This is a genomic window from Acidovorax sp. MR-S7, from assembly GCF_000400995.2.
GTDB lineage: Bacteria > Pseudomonadota > Gammaproteobacteria > Burkholderiales > Burkholderiaceae_C > MR-S7.
On sequence record NZ_DF238911.1, the window covers coordinates 99,382 to 117,510 of the forward strand.

The following is an 18,129-nucleotide window of genomic DNA, read 5'->3' on the forward strand; positions in this document are numbered from 1 at the left end:
ATGAAATGCGCTGGAACTCCAATCAGGCAAAGCGCGACTAGCTCCTGATTACATAGCGGACGAATCGCACGCCGCCAGCCCCTGCGCGAAGCGCGCGGGGTTCAGCAGTGCCACCAGGCCGCAGCCCAGCGCGCCCTGCCAGTGGAGATAGTCGTGGCCCGTGGCGTGCTCGCGCTGGGTCACCGCGTAGCCCTTGGCGCGCAGCACGTCGCCCAGGTGGCGGTTGGTCTCCAGGATGCCGTCCTGCCCGCCGCGGGCGCTCTCGTAGCGCCCGGCGTCCAGGTAAAAGCGCACGGCGCGCGGCGGCGCCTCGGCGTAGGCGCGCATCATGGCGCCGGGCATCTCGCCCGGCGGCGCCCACCAGTACGAGCCCGACAGGCTCAGCACGCGGCCGAACCAGTGCGGCAGCACCAGCCCGGCATAGGCCGAGGCCAGGCCGCCGTAGCTGGAGCCGGCCACCACGGTGGCCTCGGGCGGCTGCGCCAGGCCTCGCGCGCGCACCCAGGGCATCAGCTCCTCGCCGAGGAAGCGCGCGAACGCCGGGTTGGGTGGCAGTTCGGCGCCGCGCGCCTCGGGGCTGGGGTTGGCGACGAGCACCACGGCGGTGGGCGGGATCAGGCCGTCGGCCAGCAGGTTGTCCACGATGCGCGGCGTGGGCACGTCGTCGCGGTAGGCATGGGCGTCGAACAGCACCAGCAGTGCCTGCGGCGGCGCGCCGGCCGGGCGGTAGAGCCAGACGGTGCGCTGGTTGCCCAGGATGCGGCTGTCCACCACGTGGCGCGTGAGCGTGCCCCGGGCCACGCCCGGGCGCGGGGCCACCCAGGGCTGCGCGGGCGCGCCGGGCAGCTCCAGCACGGAAAAGCCCTGGAAGGCGTCCAGCGCGGTGTCGGTGCGCGCGGGGAAGGCGCGCGGGTTCAGCGGATCGCGCTGCGCGGTGGCCAGGATCATGCGGCGGTTGTCCGTCGCCGTGCCCTGGACCTGCGGCACGTCGGGCGCGAGGCGGTAGGACAGGCGCGCGCCCAGCGGCATGCGAAAGCTCGTCCACCACACGTCGCTGCCGCCCAGGCGCTGCAGCGGGTCGTGGTCGCCCGAGGGGCTGCCGAACAGGCGCACGCCGCGCGTGTCCGGCGCGCCGCGCCACAGGAAGGTGACCAGCGCCTCGCGGGCGGAGAGCGGCTCCACCAGCGGCGTGCCCTCGCGCGCGCGCTCGGCCCAGAAGGCGGCGGTGCCGCCGCCCTCGGCCAGGGTCTGCACCAGCGCGCGCAGGCGCGGGCTCTGCGGCGCGGGCGCGGCGGCGGCCATGTCCGCCGGGGCGAACGCGCGGCGCAGCACCAGGGAGTAGGCGCCGGCCTGCGCGCCCCCGCGCACCTGCAGCTGCTGCCCCGGCTGCACCTGCCAGGTGAAGCCCTGGGGGCTGCCGTCCTCGGCGACCAGGCGGCGCAGGTGGCGGCCCTCGGCGGCCAGCAGGTCGAGCACGGCGCCGGGACCGTCGAAGCTGCCCTGCACTACATGGCCCGGCGGCACGGCGGGCTGCCAGCGCAGGACCTGGCCCGCGCCCAGCGCGCCCGCCTGGGCGGCACCCACGGCAAGCTGCTGACCGGCCGCCGCGGTGGCTGGCAGGTGGCCCCCCAGCAGCGCGGCCGCCAGCAGCGCGACCAGGCACCAGCCCAGCGGGCGGGTGATGCGGCGAGCGGCGCGCTCCGGGGCGAAGACCAGGGCGAGGCTGGCGAGCACCAGCGCCAGCGGGACGAGGAGAAGGGCGAGCATGGAATGCAAGAGCGGGGGAATAGGCGAACGAATATTATCAAGAATCATTCGCATTATTGGCATTTCACCCGCTGCTTGCGGGATGCCGGCGCTACCGGCTCACCAGGGCTGCGGCGGCAGGTCCGACCACAGCTGGGCGAGGTCGGGGAACTGCCACGCGTCGGGGTCTTCGCGCGCGGCGATGCGTTCGGCGCAGCCCGGGGCGGACAGGTCCACCAGTTCGGGCACGATGCGCATGCCGGACTTGGTGGAGAAGAACACCTTCACGCGCGGCGCCACCAGGGTGCCGGGCGACTGCTCCACCACCACGCCCAGGCGCCCCGAGGCCAGGCGCACCAGCGAGCCCACGGGGTAGATGCCGATGGTCTTCACGAAGGCCTGGAACAGCCGGCCGTCGAGGTGGCCGCGCGTCCACTCGGCCATGCGGCGCAGGGCCTCGGACGGGTCCCAGCCGCGCTTGTACGGGCGGTCGGAGGTGATGGCGTCGTACACGTCGCAGATGGCCGCCATGCGCGCGAGCTGGCCGATGCGCTCGCCCGGCAGGCGGTGGGGGTAGCCTGTGCCGTCCATCTTCTCGTGGTGGTGCAGGCAGGCGTCGAGCACCCCCGCGGGCTGGCCGCTGCCCTGCAGCATGGCGTGGCCGGCCACGGGGTGGCTTTGCACCGTGGTGAATTCCTCGGCGGTGAGCTTGCCCGGCTTGTTGAGCACGGCCAGCGGCACGGCGGCCTTGCCCAGGTCGTGCAGCAGGCCCGCCTGGCCGGCCTGGTGCGTGGCCGCGTCGTCCATGCCGAGCTGGCGCGCCAGCGCCACCATGAGCGCGCACACGGCCACGGAGTGCATGTAGGTGTATTCGTCTGCCGTCTTGAGCCGCGCCAGGCTGATGAGCGCGCCGGGGTTGCGCGTGACCGAGTGCGAGATCGCGTGCACCAGCCCCTCGGTGCCGGCCACGTCCACCGCGCGGCCCATGCGCGCCTCGCTGAACATCGAGGCCATGGCCTGCTTGGCGTTGCCGCAGATGGTGGCGGCGCGGCGCAGCTCCTGTTCCATGGGGGCGGACTCGGGCGCGGGCGTGCGGGGCGGCTCCTGCGGGGCCGGGGGCGCGCCGGGCACGGGGTGCCGTGGCACCGCGGCCGCTGCGCCCGCGGGCACGTCCAGGCCCCGGGCGATGTCGATCCAGACCTCCTGGATGCGCGTGGCGCGGATGCGCGCCAGGTCCTCGGGGTCTTCGAGCAGGAAGCGCTTGCGCCAGAAGGGGTGCTCGATCCACGCCCCGCAGAACTCGTGCAGGTACATGCCCAGGGTGAGGTGCCGTACGGGGATGCGCTTGAGCATGGCGGGAAACGGAGTCTCCAGAGAGTTGGCGGTAACCGGACATGGTAGCCTTTTCGCGTGCCCCGTCCGAACCCTTCTTCCTCCGGCCCTGCCGCTTCGCCCGCCCGGCAAGCCCTCGTCAAGCTGGGCCTCACGCGCGACATCGACCTGGCCCTGCACCTGCCGCTGCGCTACGAGGACGAGACGCGCATCACCCCCATCAAGAGCGCCCGCGACGGCAGCACGGTGCAGATCGAGGGCGAGGTGACCGCCAGCGAAATCCAGATGCGCCCGCGCCGCCAGCTCGTGGTGACGCTGGACGACGGCTCGGGCACCTGCGAGCTGCGCTTCTTCAGCTTCTACCCCTCGCACCAGAAGACCCTGGCCGTGGGCACGCGCGTGCGCGCGCGCGGCGAGATCAAGGGCGGCTTCTGGGGCCGGCAGATGCTGCACCCGGCGTTCCGCAAGGCCGAGGGAGAGCTGCCCGCCGCGCTCACGCCCGTCTACCCCACGGTGGCGCAGCTGCCGCAGGCCTACCTGCGCCGCGCCATTGCCAGCGCGCTCACACGCGTGGACCTGCCCGAGACGCTGCCGCCGGGCCTGGAGCCGCCCCTGGCGCGCTTCGATCGCCAAAATGGCCTCCAGCGCCCATGGAGCCTGCGCGAGGCGCTCTTCTTTTTGCACCACCCCGCGCCCGACGTGGCCCTGGCAACGCTGGAGGACCACAGCCACCCCGCCTGGCAGCGCCTTAAGGCCGAGGAGCTGCTGGCGCAGCAGCTCTCGCAGCTGACCGCGAAGCGCGCGCGCGACCGGCTGCGCGCGCCGCAACTGCGTGCTGCGGGCGAAACCGCACTGCATGAACAGCTGCTCGCCGCACTGCCCTTCCAGCTCACCGCCGCGCAGCGCAGCGTGGGCGAGGAGATCGCGCGCGACATCGCCGCCAGCCGCCCCATGCACCGGCTGCTGCAGGGCGACGTGGGCTCGGGCAAGACGGTGGTCGCCGCGCTGGCCGCCGCCGTCTGCATGGATGCCGGCTGGCAGTGCGCGCTCATGGCGCCCACGGAAATATTGGCCGAGCAGCACTTCGCCAAGCTCATCGGCTGGCTGGAGCCGTTGCTGGCCGCGCGTGACAAGCGCGTCGCGTGGCTCGCGGGCGGGCAGAAGAAGAAGGAGCGCGCCGCCATGCTGGAGGCCGTGGCCAGCGGCGAAGCCGCGCTGGTCGTCGGCACGCACGCCGTCATCCAGGAGCAGGTGCGCTTCCACAACCTCGCGCTCGCGGTGGTGGACGAGCAGCACCGCTTCGGCGTCGCGCAGCGGCTGGAGCTGCGCAAGAAGCTCGCCCACCTGGGCCTGGAGCCGCACATGCTGATGATGAGCGCCACGCCCATCCCGCGCACGCTGGCGATGACCTACTACGCCGACCTCGACGTCTCCACCATCGACGAGCTGCCGCCGGGCCGCACGCCCATCGTCACCAAGCTCATCGCCGACAGCCGCAAGGACGAGGTGGTCGAGCGCATCGGCGCCCAGGTGGCGGCGGGGCGGCAGGTCTATTGGGTGTGCCCGCTGATCGAGGAGAGCGCGGCGCTGGACCTGTCCAACGCCACGGCCACACACGTGGAGTTGAGCGAGGCGTTACCGGGCGTGTCCGTCGGCCTGCTGCATTCGCGCATGCCTGCGGCCGAGAAGAAGGCGGTGATGGAGGAATTCAAGAGCGGGCGCATGGGCGTGCTGGTCAGCACCACGGTGATCGAGGTGGGCGTGGACGTGCCCAACGCCTCGCTCATGGTCATCGAGCACGCCGAGCGCTTCGGCCTCTCGCAGCTGCACCAGCTGCGCGGGCGCGTGGGGCGCGGCGCGGCCGCGTCGGCCTGCGTGCTTCTCTATTCCACGGGCGACAGCGGCCGCCTGGGCGAGACCGCGCGCGACCGGCTCAAGGCCATGGCCGAGACGACGGACGGCTTCGAGATCGCCCGGCGCGACCTGGAGATCCGCGGGCCGGGCGAATTCCTGGGCGCGCGCCAGTCGGGCGACGCGCTGCTGCGCTTCGCCGACCTGGCCACCGACACGCTGCTCCTCGCCTGGGCGCGCGAGACGGCGCCGCGCATGCTCGACGGCCACCCGCAGCTCGCCGCGCGCCACGTGGAGCGCTGGCTGGGCGGCAAGGCCGACTATCTCAAGGCATGACCGGGCGCGGCACACGGCGCGCGCGGCGGTGGGACAATGGGCCGGCTGCACAAAAATGCACGAACTGCACACCCTGCATGAGCGCGGCGGCTTTTCAGAATGCCTGCAGTGCACTATGGTGTCGCCTTGCGCCATAGCCGGCTCCTCTTGCACACATGACACTTACCGAACTCAAATACATCGTCGCCGTCGCGCGTGAGAAGCACTTCGGCCGTGCCGCGGACGCGTGCTACGTCTCGCAGCCCACGCTGTCCGTGGCCGTGAAGAAGCTGGAGGACGAGCTGGAGGTCAAGCTCTTCGAGCGCAGCGCGAGCGATGTCTCCGTCACCCCGCTGGGCGAGGAGATCGTGCGCCAGGCGCAGAGCGTGCTGGAGCAGGCCGCTGCCATCAAGGAGATCGCCAAGCGCGGCAAGGACCCGCTGGCCGGTGCGCTCACGCTGGGCGTGATCTACACCGTGGGCCCCTACCTGCTGCCCGAGCTGGTGCGCCACGCCATCGCGCGCACGCCGCAGATGCCGCTGATGCTGCAGGAGAACTTCACCGCGCGCCTGCTGGAGATGCTGCGCACCGGCGAGATCGACTGCGCCATCATGGCCGAGCCCTTCCCCGACACCGGCCTGGCCGTGGCGCCGCTGTACGACGAGCCCTTCATGGCCGCCGTGCCCAGCAGCCACCCGCTGGCCGCGCGCGCCTCCGTCTCCGCCACCGAACTCAAGAACGAGACCATGCTGCTGCTCGGCGCGGGCCACTGCTTCCGCGACCACGTGCTCGAGGTCTGCCCCGAGTTCGCGCGCTACGCGAGCAACGCCGAGGGCATCCGCCGCACCTTCGAGGGCTCGTCGCTGGAGACCATCAAGCACATGGTCTCGGCCGGCATGGGCGTCACGCTGGTGCCGCGCCTGTCGGTGCCGCGCGACGCGCTGCACGCCGGCGCGCGCCGGCGCAAGAGCGACGACGCCCCCATCCGCTACCTTCCCATCGTCGAGGACGACGGCAGCGCCCCCCCGAAGCGCCGCGTGGTGCTGGCCTGGCGGCGCAGCTTCACGCGCTACGAAGCCATCGCAGCGCTGCGCAATGCGGTCTATGCTTGCGAGCTGCCGGGCGTCACGCGCCTGTCGTAAGCTTTCGCCGTTGTTCAACAGGAGGAAACACCATGGCCAAATCCCCGAGCAAATCCGCCACCGCCAAGACCGGCGTGCCGCGCATCAACATTGGCATCAGCGAAAAGGACCGCGCCGCCATCGCGCAGGGCCTGTCGCGCCTGCTGGCCGACACCTACACGCTGTACCTGACCACGCACAACTTCCACTGGAACGTGACGGGCCCGATGTTCAACTCGCTGCACGCCATGTTCATGGAGCAGTACACCGAGCTGTGGAACGCCGTGGACCCGGTGGCCGAGCGCATCCGCTCGCTGGGCCACCACGCGCCCGGCTCCTACGCCGAATTCGGCAAGCTCACCTCGCTGGCCGACGTGCCCACCACGCCGCCCGCGGCGCTGGAGATGGTGCGCATCCTCGTCGAAGGCCACGAGGCCGTGGCCCGCACTGCGCGCGAGCTCTTCCCCCTGGCAGACAAGGCCAGCGACGAGCCCACGGCCGACCTGCTCACCCAGCGCCTCACGGTGCACGAGCAGACGGCATGGATGCTGCGCTCGCTGCTTGAAGCGTGATGGGAGCGCCCGCTCCGCATGTCCTGGATTGAAGCGCATGCGGCCCCCGCGGGGCTGCTGCTCGTGATGGCCGCCCTGGGCGGCCTTTTTTTCTACCTGCGCCGCGCGCCCGCGCAGGCCGCACCCTCCGATGCCGCCCTGCCGCCCGCCGCGTGGCACGCGCTGGCGCTGGCCGGACTGCTGGCCGCGCTGGGCCTGGCGGTGCTCGCGTGCGACATGCTCTGCCTCACCGCACCCGGCTGCGCCGAGGGCGCGCACTGGCACGCGATGGACCTGGCCGTGCAGCAGTGGTTCGCGCACCACCGGCCGCCCGCGTGGCTCGGGCCCGTCGCGGCCTTCACGCACCTGGGCCACGTGGGCTGGACGGCGGCGCTCTCGGTGGCCGTGCTGCTGTGGCTCCTGTGGCGCCGCGAGGGCCTGCGCGCGGGCGCGTGGCTGCTGGGCACGGCGGGCGTGGGGCTGTGGATCCGCGCCATCAAGGGCTTCGTCGCCCGCCCGCGGCCCGAGGCCGGCTGGGTGTCCGAAGGCGACTACAGCTTCCCGAGCGGCCACAGCGCGGGCACGCTGGTGCTCTACGGCATGCTGGCCTGGCTGCTCGCGGGCGGCCTGCCCCGGCACTGGCGCGCGGCGGTCTGGGGCGTGGCGCTGGCCCTGGGCCTGGCCATCGGCGCCAGCCGCGTGATGCTGCGCGTGCATTTCGCGAGCGACGTGCTCGCGGGCTGGCTGCTCGGGCTGGCGTGGCTGGCGCTCGTCGTCTGCACGGCGGAATGGGCCAGGGCGCGGCGGTAGGATCCGGCCATGTCTTCTTCGCGCAGCCGCCTGTCCCTGTACCTCGACCTGATCCGCTTCGACCGCCCCGCAGGCTGGCTGGTGCTGGTGTGGCCCACGCTGGTGGCGCTGTGGGTGGCGGCGGACGGCTTTCCGGGCTGGCATTTGCTCGCGGTGTTCGTGGCGGGCACGGTGCTCATGAGGAGCGCGGGCTGCTGCATCAACGACATCGCCGACCGCGACTTCGACCGCCACGTCAAGCGCACCGCGCACCGCCCCATCACGAGCGGCCAGGTCGGCGTGAAGGAGGCGGCGCTGCTCGGCGCGGCGCTGGCGCTGGTCTCCTTCGGCCTGGTGCTCACCACGCGCTGGCAGGCCGTGGCCTGGTCGGTGCCCGCGGTGCTGTTCACCATCCTCTACCCGTTCACCAAGCGCTTCTTCGCCATGCCGCAGGCCTTCCTGGGGCTGGCGTTCAACTTCGGCATCGTCATCGCCTTCGCGGCCGTGCGCGGCGAGGTGACCGCCACCGCCTGGGTGCTGTGGCTGGCCAACCTGTTCCTGGTGCTGGCCTACGACACCGAATACGCCATGGTGGACCGCGACGACGACCTGAAGATCGGCATGAAGACCTCGGCCATCACGCTGGGGCGCTTCGACGTGGCGGGCGTCATGCTGTGCTTCGTGCTCTGCCTGGCGCTCACGGCCTGGGTGCTGTGGCCGCGCGTGGGCGGCTGGCCCTTCGCGCTGGGGCTGGCCGCTGCCGCCGCGCAAGTGGCGTGGCACTACACGCTGATCCGGGGGCGCACGCGCGAAGGCTGCTTCACCGCCTTCAGCAAGAGCCACTGGATCGGCGCGGCGCTGTTCGCGGGCGTGGCGCTCGGGTATTTGCTGCGCTATTGATAGCTGCCAGCGCTTGTCTGGCAAGCGCTGGAGCCTGATTTAATCGAGATCGTGGGTGCTTCAGGGCGCGGCCTTTGCGACTGACGTGCCCTGCGAGGGCCGCCGCGCAAGGGCCGCCCCGCCGCGCCGGCTGCGTCCCTCTTCCCGTAGCGCGAAGCGCGTAGAGAGAAGGGGGAAGGCGCGAAGCGCCACAGGGGGATGTTCCCCTTCAAGCGCCGAACTCGGCCGCCAGTTCCTGCGCGCGCTTCTCGGCGGCGCGGATGGCGGCGATGAAGTGCTCGGGCACCTGCGCGGCCTGCAGGTGGGTGATGGCCGCGTGCGTGGTGCCGCCCTTGCTGGTCACGCGCTGGCGCAGCACCTCGGGTGCCTCATCGGAGCGAGCTGCCAGCTCCGAGGCGCCCTGGAAGGTGGCCACGGCCAACTGGTGCGCCTGTGCGGCAGACAGGCCCATGTCCACGCCGGCCTGGGTCATGGCCTCGAGGAACAGGAACACGTAGGCCGGGCCGGAGCCGGAGAGCGCCGTCACCGCGTCCAGCAGGTCTTCGCGCTCCACCCACACATGTTGACCCGTGGTGCCTACCACCTGTTCCACCTGCGCCTTGCCGGCGGCGTCCACGCCGGAGCGGGCGAACAGCCCGGTGATGCCCATGCCGACCAGCGCCGGCGTGTTGGGCATGGCGCGCACGACCTGCTGCGTACCCAGCCATTGGGCGATGCTCTGCGAGGGAATGCCCGCCGCCACGCTCAGGTGCAGCGCCTGCGCGGTGTGCGCGGCTGTGGCCTGGGCGGCCTCCTTGAAGGTCTGCGGCTTGACGGCCCACACCACCAGGCCGGCGCGGGCCAGCGCCGCCGTGGGTGCCGGTTGCGCGGCGATGCCGAAGTTCTGGCGCAGTGCCTCGCGCGCGGGCTCGAACGGCTCGACCACGTCGATCTGGCCGGCCGGCAGGCCTTGGCGGATCAGCCCGCCGATGATGGCGCTGGCCATGTTGCCGCCGCCGATGAAGGCGATGGGAGGAGTGGAGGTATTGTCGGTCATGGGCGCTGATGCTTTCAAAATGATAGCTGTTTGCGCTTGATTCATAAGCGCTGGAGGCCGATTTTATCTAAAGCGTGGCCTGCGCCACCGCATGCTCCCAGCGCGCCATGAGCACCTCGGCCTGCCCGCGCGGCAGGGTGGGAACGAAGCGGCGCTCGGCGCGCCACAGCCGCGACAGCTCGGCCGTGCCGCCGTACACGCCGCACGACAGGCCCGCGAGGTAGGCCGCGCCGAGGGCGGTGGTCTCCACCACGGCGGGGCGCACCACGGGAATGCCCAGCAGGTCGGCCTGGAACTGCATCAGCAGATCGTTCACGCAGGCGCCGCCGTCCACGCGCAGCTCGCTCACCGGCGCGCCGCCGGCGGCCACGGCGTCGCGGCTCATGGCGGTGAGCAGGGCGGCGCTCTGGTAGGCGATGGATTCGAGCGCTGCGCGCGCGATGTGCGCCAGCGTGGTGCCGCGCGTCAGGCCCGTGATGGTGCCGCGCGCGTCGGGCTTCCAGTAGGGCGCGCCCAGGCCGGTGAAGGCGGGCACCATCATCACGCCGCCCGAGTCGGGCACGCTCTCGGCGAGCGACTGCACCTCGCTGCTGGCCGAAATCGCGCGCAGCCCGTCGCGCAGCCACTGCACCACGGCGCCGCCGACGAAGACGCTGCCTTCCATGGCGTATTCGGGCGCGGCGCCCGTCTGCGCCGCGCTGGTGGTGAGCAGGCCGTTCTCGCTCTTCTGGAAGTTGCCGCCCGTGTGCATGAGCATGAAGCATCCCGTGCCGTAGGTGTTCTTGGCCATGCCGGCGGAAAAGCACGCTTGGCCGAACAGCGCGCTCTGCTGGTCGCCCGCCACGCCGCCGATGGCGATGGATGCGCCCAGCACCTCGGCGTCCGTGCGGCCGAAGTCGCCGCTGGAGGGCAGCACCTCGGGCATCAGCGCGCGCGGGATGCGCAGCAGCGCTAGCAACTCGTCGTCCCACTGGTTGGTGTGCACGTTGAACAGCATGGTGCGGCTGGCGTTGCTCACGTCGGTGACGTGGCGCTTGCCGTTCGTGAGCTGCCAGATGAGCCAGCTGTCGACCGTGCCGAAGGCCAGCTCGCCGCGCTCGGCCGCCGCGCGCGCGCCGGGCACGTGGTCGAGCAGCCATTGCAGCTTGGTGCCCGAGAAATAGGCGTCGATCAGCAGCCCCGTCTTCTGCTGGATGAGCGCGGCGTGGCCCTGTTCGCGCAGCTGCGCGCAGGCGGGCTCGGCGCGCCGGTCCTGCCAGACGATGGCGTGGTGCACGGGCTGGCCCGTCTTGCGGTTCCACAGCACCGTGGTCTCGCGCTGGTTGGTGATGCCCAGCGCGCGGATGTCCCCGGCGGACAGCCCGGCCTTGGCCAGCGCCTCGCGCGCCGTGGCGAGCTGGGTGCGCCAGATCTCCAGCGGGTCATGCTCCACCCAGCCGGGCTGGGGGTAGATCTGCGGCAGCTCCTGCTGGGCTTGGGCGACGATGTGGCCGTGGGCATCGAACACGATGCTGCGAGAGCTGGAGGTGCCTTGGTCGAGTGCGAGCAGGTAGGTCATGGTGCGGAAGGTATCAGGCGACGGTGCAGAGCACTTCTGCTTCCTGCAGCAGCGCGGGGAAGGGCTCGGGCGGCGGCGCGTCGGTGAACAGGCGGTCGATCTGGGGCAGCGTGGCCAACTGCACCATGGCCGGGCGGTTGAACTTGCTGTGGTCGGCAGCGAGCCAGACCTCGCGCGCGTGCTCGATGATGGTCTGCGCCACCTTCACCTCGCGGTAGTCGAAGTCGCGCAGCGAGCCGTCGGGCTCGATGCCCGAGATGCCGATGAGCGCGATGTCCACGCGGAACTGGCGGATGAAATCCACCGCCGCCTCGCCCACGATGCCCCGGTCGCGCGTGCGCACCACGCCCCCGACCACGATCACCTCGCAGTCGGGGTTGCTGCTCAGGATGGCGGCCACGTTCAGGTTGTTGGTCAGCACGCGCAGGCCCCGGTGGTGCATCAGCGCCTGCGCGATGGCCTCGGTGGTGGTGCCGATGTTCAGGATCAGCGAGCAGCCGTTGGGCACCTCCTGCGCCACGGCGCGGGCGATGCGGGCCTTGCCCTCGGCGTTGAGCGTCTGGCGCTGCGTGTGGGCGATGTTCTCCACCGTGGAGCTGGGCACGCGCACGCCGCCGTGAAAGCGCGCGAGCAGGCCCGATTCGGCCAGGCGCTGCACGTCGCGGCGCACGGTCTGCAGGGTCACGCCCAGGGTGTCGGCCAGCTGCTCCACGGTGGCGGATTTGCGTGCGCGCACCTCTTCGAGCAGCAGGAGTTGTCGGGGGTTCGTGTTCACGCGATGGACTGTAAATCGAACGAAAAGGAACCCTAATAAGGGTAAACCTTGAGAGGAAACGATAAAAAAAGAACAAAAATGCGCAGATACGAAAAAGAAAGGGCGACTTCGATGCAACTGGCATTGGAAGGCATCAGCAAGAAAGTGGGGGCGCAGACCTGGCTCTATGACATGAGCCTGGCGCTGCACAGCGGCGCCGTGACGGTGCTGCTGGGCGCCACGCAGGCGGGCAAGACCAGCCTCATGCGCATCATGGCCGGGCTGGATGCGCCCACGGCCGGGCGCGTGACGGTGGACGGCGTGGATGTGACCGGCATGCCCGTGCGCGAGCGCAACGTGGCCATGGTGTACCAGCAGTTCATCAACTACCCCTCGATGAAGGTGGCGGCCAACATCGCCTCTCCGCTGAAGCTGCGCGGCGAGAAGAACATCGACGCCCGCGTGCGCGAGCTGGCCGAGCGCCTGCACATCGAGATGTTCCTGGACCGCTACCCCTCCGAACTCTCGGGCGGGCAGCAGCAGCGCGTGGCGCTGGCGCGCGCGCTGGCCAAGGGCGCACCGCTGATGCTGCTGGACGAACCCCTGGTGAACCTGGACTACAAGCTGCGCGAGGAACTGCGCGAGGAGCTCACGCAACTGTTCGCGGCCGGCCAGTCCACCGTGGTCTATGCCACCACCGAACCGGCCGAGGCGCTGCTGCTGGGCGGCTACACCGCCGTGCTCGACGAAGGCCGGCTGCTGCAGTACGGCCCCACGGCCGAGGTGTTCCATGCGCCCAATTCGCTGCGCGTGGCGCGGGCGTTCTCCGATCCGCCGATGAACCTGATCCCCGCCACGGCCACCGCCCAGGGCGTGCGCCTGCAGGGCGGCACGGAACTGGCCGTGGCCCTGCCGCAGGGCGTGTCCGCCGCCGCCGGGCTCACCGTGGGCGTGCGTGCCAGCGCGCTGCGCGAGCAGGCCCGGCCGGGCGACGTGAGCGTGGCCGGGGTGGTGGAACTGGCGGAAATCTCCGGCTCCGACACCTTCATACACGCTGCCACGCCCTGGGGCGAGCTGGTGGCGCAGCTCACGGGCGTGCACTACTTCGAGCTGGGCGCGGCGATCACGCTGCACCTGGACCCGGCGCAGATCTACGTCTTTGGCGCCGACGGCCGCCTGGCATGGGCGCCCGTGCGCCAGGGAGGGGTTTGAGATGGCCCGCATCAGTCTGGACCTCGCGCACTCGTACAAGCCGAACCCGCAGCAGGACAGCGACTACGCGCTGCTGCCGCTCAAGATGGAGTTTGAGGACGGCGGCGCCTATGCGCTGCTGGGCCCCTCGGGCTGTGGCAAGACCACCATGCTTAACATCATGTCGGGGCTGCTCGTGCCCTCGCATGGCAAGGTGCTGTTCGACGGCCGCGACGTGACGCGCGCCAGCCCGCAGGAGCGCAACATCGCCCAGGTGTTCCAGTTCCCGGTGATCTACGACACCATGACGGTGGCCGAAAACCTGGCCTTCCCGCTCAAGAACCGCAAGCTGCCCGAGGCGCAGATCAAGGAGCGCGTGGGCGCGATTGCCGAGATGCTGGAGATGAGCCACCAGCTCAACCACCGCGCGGCGGGCCTGTCGGCCGACCAGAAGCAGAAGATCTCGCTGGGCCGGGGCCTGGTGCGCTCGGACGTTGCGGCCGTGCTGTTCGACGAGCCGCTCACCGTGATCGACCCGCACCTGAAGTGGCAGCTGCGGCGCAAGCTCAAGCAGATCCACCACGAGCTCAAGCTCACGCTGATCTACGTGACCCACGACCAGGTGGAGGCGCTGACCTTCGCCGACCAGGTGGTGGTGATGACGCGCGGCCGCGCGGTGCAGGTGGGCTCGGCCGACGCGCTGTTCGAGCGGCCCCAGCACACCTTCGTGGGCCACTTCATCGGCTCGCCGGGCATGAACTTTTTGCCCGCGCAGGTGCAAGGCGGCAGCCTGGATGTGGCGGGCCACCGCCTGCAGGCCCCGCGTGCCCTACCCGAAGGCAGCTTGAAGGTCGGCGTTCGGCCCGAATACCTGGCGCTGGCCGAAGCCCAGCAAAGCGGCGCGCTGCCCTGCACCGTGGCCCAGGTGCAGGACATCGGCACCTACCTTATGCTGACCGCCAAGGCGGGCGAGCACACGCTCAAGGCGCGCTTCACGCCCGAAACGCGGTTGCCATCGGCGGGCGATACCGTCTGGCTGCAAGTGCTGGGCGAGCACACCTGCTTCTACCAAAACGAGGAGTTGCTGGCATGAGCGCCACCACCAAGCCGGTGAACCAGAAGGCCTGGTTCCTGATCCTGCCCGTGATCCTGTGCGTGGCCTTCTCGGCCATCCTGCCGCTGATGACGGTGGTGAACTACTCCGTGCAGGACATCATCAGCCCCGAGCGCCGCGTGTTCGTGGGCACCGAATGGTTCGCCGCCGTGATGCGCGACGAGGAACTGCACGCCGCGCTGTGGCGCCAGCTCACCTTCTCGCTGGCGGTGCTGGCGGTGGAGATTCCGCTGGGCATCCTGCTCGCCCTGTCCATGCCCGCGCAGGGCTGGAAGTCGTCGGCCGTGCTGGTGGTGGTGGCCCTGTCGCTGCTAATCCCGTGGAACGTGGTGGGCACCATCTGGCAGATCTATGGCCGCGCCGACATTGGCCTCATGGGCCGGCTGCTGCAGGAGCTGGGCATCGACTACAGCTACACCGGCAACGCCACGCAGGCCTGGCTTACGGTGCTGCTGATGGACGTGTGGCACTGGACGCCGCTGGTCGCGCTGCTGGCCTTCGCGGGGCTTCGCTCCATCCCGGACGCGTACTACCAAGCCGCGCGCATCGACGGCGCGAGCAAGCTGGCGGTGTTCCGCTACATCCAGCTGCCCAAGATGCGCGGCGTGCTGATGATCGCGGTGCTGCTGCGCTTCATGGACAGCTTCATGATCTACACCGAGCCCTTCGTGCTCACGGGCGGCGGGCCGGGCAACGCGACCACGTTCCTGAGCCAGTACCTCACGCAGAAGGCCGTGGGCCAGTTCGACCTGGGGCCGGCGGCCGCCTTCTCGCTGATCTATTTCTTCATCATCCTGCTGCTGTGCTTCATCCTCTACAACTGGATGCAGCGCGTGGGCACCGCCGAAAAGGAGGGCGCAGGCCATGAATGAGCCCCGCTTTCAGAAACGCACGCTGTTCCTGATCGCCTACCTGGTCTTCGCCGTGCTGCCCATCTACTGGATGGTCAACATGAGCTTCAAGACCAACGAGGAGATCCTGTCGAGCTTCTCGCTGTGGCCCCAGCACTTCACCTGGGACAACTACAAGACCATCTTCACCGACGAGAGCTGGTATTCGGGCTACATCAACAGCCTGATCTACGTGGCCATCAACACCGTGATTTCGCTCACCGTGGCGCTGCCTGCGGCCTATGCGTTCAGCCGCTACCAGTTTCTGGGCGACAAGCACGTGTTCTTCTGGCTGCTGACCAACCGCATGACGCCGCCCGCAGTTTTCCTGCTGCCGTTCTTCCAGCTCTACACCACTGTGGGTCTGATGGACACGCACATCGCCGTGGCGCTGGCGCACCTGCTGTTCAACGTGCCGCTGGCGGTGTGGATTCTCGAAGGCTTCATGAGCGGCATTCCGCGCGAGATCGACGAGACGGCGTACATCGACGGCTACTCGTTCCCCCGCTTCTTCCTCACCATCTTCCTGCCGCTCATCAAGGCGGGCGTGGGCGTGGCGGCGTTCTTCTGCTTCATGTTCAGCTGGGTCGAGCTGCTGCTGGCCCGCACGCTGACCAGCGTGAACGCCAAGCCCATCGTGGCGACGATGACGCGCACGGTGAGCGCCTCCGGCATGGACTGGGCCACGCTCGCTGCCGCAGGGGTGCTGACCATCGTGCCCGGCGCCATCGTGATCTGGTTCGTGCGGCACTACATCGCGAAGGGCTTCGCGATGGGACGCGTCTGAGGGAGAAGCGCCATGTTCGACTGGATGGCCTGGACCACGCCCGTGGCCGTGTTCTTCACCTGCATCGTGCTCATGCTCATCGGCATGACGGTGTGGGAAATCAAATGCCCCACGGTGGAGCGCAAGGGTTTCCTGCCCATCGCCACCACGCGCGGCGACCGCCTGTTCATCGGCCTGCTCACCGCGGCCTACATCAACCTCGCCTGGGTGGGGCTGGGCGAGAAGATGGTGCAGTGGTTCTCGCTGGAGGCGGAGCCCTCGGTGTGGATCAGCTTCGTGCTGTCCATGGCGGTTCTGGCGCTGGTGATGAAAAAAGGGTGAAAAGCGGCTCTATCGCTTATGTGGCAAGCGCAAGCAGCTATCAAATTTGAAAATTCCATGGCGCTGGACCGTTCCTCCCCCGAGGTCGGCGTCCCAATGAAGGTGGGGGAGTCCTATGAGGAGACAGCAATGAAGATGCAGTTCAGGCAAATAGCATTCGCCGCCGCGGCCCTGGCGTTGGGGCAGGCCGCGTGGGCCGGCGAGGCCGAAGCCAAGAAGTGGATCGACAGCGAGTTCCAGCCCTCCACGCTGTCTAAGGACCAGCAGATGGCCGAGATGAAGTGGTTCATCGACGCGGCCAAGAAACTGCAGGCCAAGGGCGTGAAGGAGATTTCCGTGGTGTCCGAAACCATCACCACGCACGAATACGAATCCAAGACGCTGGCCAAGGCGTTCAGCGAAATCACCGGCATCACCGTCAAGCACGACCTGATCCAGGAAGGCGACGTGGTCGAGAAGCTGCAAACGTCCATGCAGTCGGGCAAGTCCATCTACGACGGCTGGATCAGCGACTCCGACCTGATCGGTACGCACTACCGCTACGGCAAGATGATGAACCTGACCGACTACATGGCAGGCGCCGGCAAGGAGTGGACCAACCCCGGCCTGGACATCAACGACTTCATCGGCATCAAGTTCACCACCGCGCCCGACGGCAAGCTCTACCAGCTGCCCGACCAGCAGTTCGCCAACCTGTACTGGTTCCGCGCCGACCTGTTCGACCGCAAGGACATCAAGGACAAGTTCAAGGCCAAGTACGGCTACGACCTGGGCGTGCCGCTGAACTGGAGCGCGTATGAGGACATCGCCGAGTTCTTCACCAACGACGTGAAGAACATCGACGGCAAGCCCATCTACGGCCACATGGACTACGGCAAGAAGGACCCGTCGCTGGGCTGGCGCTTCACCGATGCGTGGCTCTCGATGGCCGGTTCCGCCGACATCGGCGCGCCCAACGGCCTGCCCATCGACGAATGGGGCATCCGCGTGGCCGACGACAAGTGCACCCCCGTGGGCGCCAGCGTGGCCCGTGGCGGCGCCACTAACTCCCCCGCCGCCGTCTACGCGCTCACCAAGTACGTGGACTGGATGAAGAAGTACGCGCCCAAGGAAGCCATGGGCATGACCTTCGGCGAAGCCGGCCCCGTGCCTGCCCAGGGCCAGATCGCGCAGCAGATCTTCTGGTACACCGCCTTCACCGCCGACATGACCAAGCCCGGCCTGCCCGTGGTGAACGCCGACGGCAGCCCCAAGTGGCGCATGGCCCCCGGCCCCAACGGCCCGTACTGGAAGCAGGGCATGCAGAACGGCTACCAGGACGTGGGCTCGTGGTCCTTCTTCAAGGGCCACGACGCCAACAAGACGGCCGCCGCCTGGCTGTACGCGCAGTTCGTGACCGCCAAGACCACCTCGCTCAAGAAGACGCTGGTGGGCCTGACGCCGATCCGCGAGAGCGACATCCAGTCCAAGGCCATGACCGACGCCGCGCCCAAGCTCGGCGGTCTGGTCGAGTTCTACCGCAGCCCTGCGCGCGTCGCCTGGTCGCCCACCGGCACCAACGTGCCCGACTACCCCAAGCTGGCCCAGCTCTGGTGGAAGAACGTGGCCCAGGCCGTCACCGGCGAGAAGACGCCCCAGGCCGCCATGGACACGCTGGCCGACGAGATGGACCAGGTCATGGCCCGCCTGCAGCGCGCCGGCATGGAGCACTGCGCGCCCAAGCTCAACCCCAAGGGCGACCCCGCCAAGTGGCTGAGCGACAAGCACGCGCCCTGGAAGAAGCTGGCCAACGAAAAGCCGAAGGGTGAAACCATCGCCTACGACCGCCTGCTCCAAGCCTGGAAGGAAGGCAAGGTGCGCTGATTCCCGGGCG

The 18,129-nt window shown here is 69.7% G+C and carries 16 protein-coding genes; 11 read left to right on the plus strand and 5 right to left on the minus strand.

Going from position 1 to position 18,129, the window contains the following annotated elements; all coding sequences use genetic code 11:
* Positions 1–48 precede the first annotated feature (48 nt).
* Both AVS7_RS08055 and AVS7_RS08060 read right to left on the minus strand, forming a co-directional pair.
* On the minus strand, positions 49–1,767 hold the full coding sequence (locus AVS7_RS08055) for an enterochelin esterase domain-containing protein (RefSeq protein WP_020227934.1): 1,719 nt from the start codon (positions 1,765–1,767) through the stop codon (positions 49–51).
* A 99-nt stretch (positions 1,768–1,866) separates the two neighbouring features.
* Positions 1,867–3,099, minus strand: coding sequence for an HD-GYP domain-containing protein (locus AVS7_RS08060; protein ID WP_020227935.1), 1,233 nt, complete (start codon positions 3,097–3,099; stop codon positions 1,867–1,869).
* Positions 3,100–3,156: 57 nt separating this feature from the next.
* Here AVS7_RS08060 and recG point away from each other — a divergent pair, with 57 nt between their 5' ends.
* The 5 genes from recG to ubiA all read left to right on the plus strand — a co-directional run bounded on the left by recG (position 3,157) and on the right by ubiA (position 8,605).
* Complete coding sequence (gene recG / locus AVS7_RS08065; RefSeq protein ID WP_020227936.1) at positions 3,157–5,265, plus strand: ATP-dependent DNA helicase RecG; 2,109 nt, start codon at positions 3,157–3,159, stop codon at positions 5,263–5,265.
* 155 nt (positions 5,266–5,420) lie between these two features.
* Entirely contained in the window at positions 5,421–6,386 is a 966-nt protein-coding gene (locus tag AVS7_RS08070) for a LysR substrate-binding domain-containing protein (RefSeq protein ID WP_020227937.1), read from the plus strand.
* Between the two features lie 32 nt (positions 6,387–6,418).
* Positions 6,419–6,937, plus strand: a complete 519-nt coding sequence (locus tag AVS7_RS08075) for a Dps family protein (protein WP_020227938.1) — start codon at positions 6,419–6,421, stop codon at positions 6,935–6,937.
* 18 nt (positions 6,938–6,955) lie between these two features.
* Positions 6,956–7,726 (plus strand): phosphatase PAP2 family protein, encoded by a 771-nt coding sequence (locus AVS7_RS08080; protein ID WP_020227939.1) that lies wholly within the window; start codon positions 6,956–6,958, stop codon positions 7,724–7,726.
* 9 nt (positions 7,727–7,735) lie between these two features.
* A complete protein-coding gene (gene ubiA, locus AVS7_RS08085; protein ID WP_020227940.1) occupies positions 7,736–8,605 on the plus strand; it encodes a 4-hydroxybenzoate octaprenyltransferase in 870 nt (289 codons plus the stop codon).
* A gap of 208 nt (positions 8,606–8,813) precedes the next feature.
* Here the strand turns inward: ubiA and proC are convergent, their stop codons facing one another.
* From proC to AVS7_RS08100, 3 genes are all read right to left on the minus strand, one after another.
* Positions 8,814–9,641, minus strand: a complete 828-nt coding sequence (gene proC / locus AVS7_RS08090; RefSeq protein WP_020227941.1) for a pyrroline-5-carboxylate reductase — start codon at positions 9,639–9,641, stop codon at positions 8,814–8,816.
* A gap of 67 nt (positions 9,642–9,708) precedes the next feature.
* Complete coding sequence (gene glpK / locus AVS7_RS08095; protein ID WP_020227942.1) at positions 9,709–11,199, minus strand: glycerol kinase GlpK; 1,491 nt, start codon at positions 11,197–11,199, stop codon at positions 9,709–9,711.
* A 13-nt stretch (positions 11,200–11,212) separates the two neighbouring features.
* Positions 11,213–11,974 carry a DeoR/GlpR family DNA-binding transcription regulator gene (locus tag AVS7_RS08100; RefSeq protein WP_024001160.1) on the minus strand — a complete coding sequence of 254 codons (762 nt, stop codon included), beginning with the start codon at positions 11,972–11,974 and terminating at the stop codon, positions 11,213–11,215.
* 111 nt (positions 11,975–12,085) lie between these two features.
* Here AVS7_RS08100 and AVS7_RS08105 point away from each other — a divergent pair, with 111 nt between their 5' ends.
* The 6 genes from AVS7_RS08105 (at position 12,086) to AVS7_RS08130 (ending at position 18,119) form a co-directional block, all read left to right on the plus strand.
* A complete protein-coding gene (locus AVS7_RS08105) occupies positions 12,086–13,165 on the plus strand; it encodes an ABC transporter ATP-binding protein (protein ID WP_020227944.1) in 1,080 nt (359 codons plus the stop codon).
* A gap of 1 nt (position 13,166) precedes the next feature.
* Positions 13,167–14,237, plus strand: coding sequence for an ABC transporter ATP-binding protein (locus AVS7_RS08110; RefSeq protein WP_020227945.1), 1,071 nt, complete (start codon positions 13,167–13,169; stop codon positions 14,235–14,237).
* Complete coding sequence (locus AVS7_RS08115; RefSeq protein WP_020227946.1) at positions 14,234–15,130, plus strand: carbohydrate ABC transporter permease; 897 nt, start codon at positions 14,234–14,236, stop codon at positions 15,128–15,130. Before AVS7_RS08110 ends, AVS7_RS08115 begins: the two co-directional genes overlap by 4 nt.
* Positions 15,123–15,935 (plus strand): carbohydrate ABC transporter permease, encoded by an 813-nt coding sequence (locus tag AVS7_RS08120; protein ID WP_020227947.1) that lies wholly within the window; start codon positions 15,123–15,125, stop codon positions 15,933–15,935. The genes AVS7_RS08115 and AVS7_RS08120 overlap by 8 nt, the downstream gene beginning before the upstream one ends.
* Before the next feature lie 12 nt (positions 15,936–15,947).
* Positions 15,948–16,256 (plus strand): DUF2160 domain-containing protein, encoded by a 309-nt coding sequence (locus AVS7_RS08125; protein ID WP_020227948.1) that lies wholly within the window; start codon positions 15,948–15,950, stop codon positions 16,254–16,256.
* A 129-nt stretch (positions 16,257–16,385) separates the two neighbouring features.
* Positions 16,386–18,119: an ABC transporter substrate-binding protein gene (locus tag AVS7_RS08130; RefSeq protein ID WP_020227949.1), complete on the plus strand. Its 1,734-nt coding sequence runs from the start codon at positions 16,386–16,388 to the stop codon at positions 18,117–18,119.
* Positions 18,120–18,129: the final 10 nt, after the last annotated feature.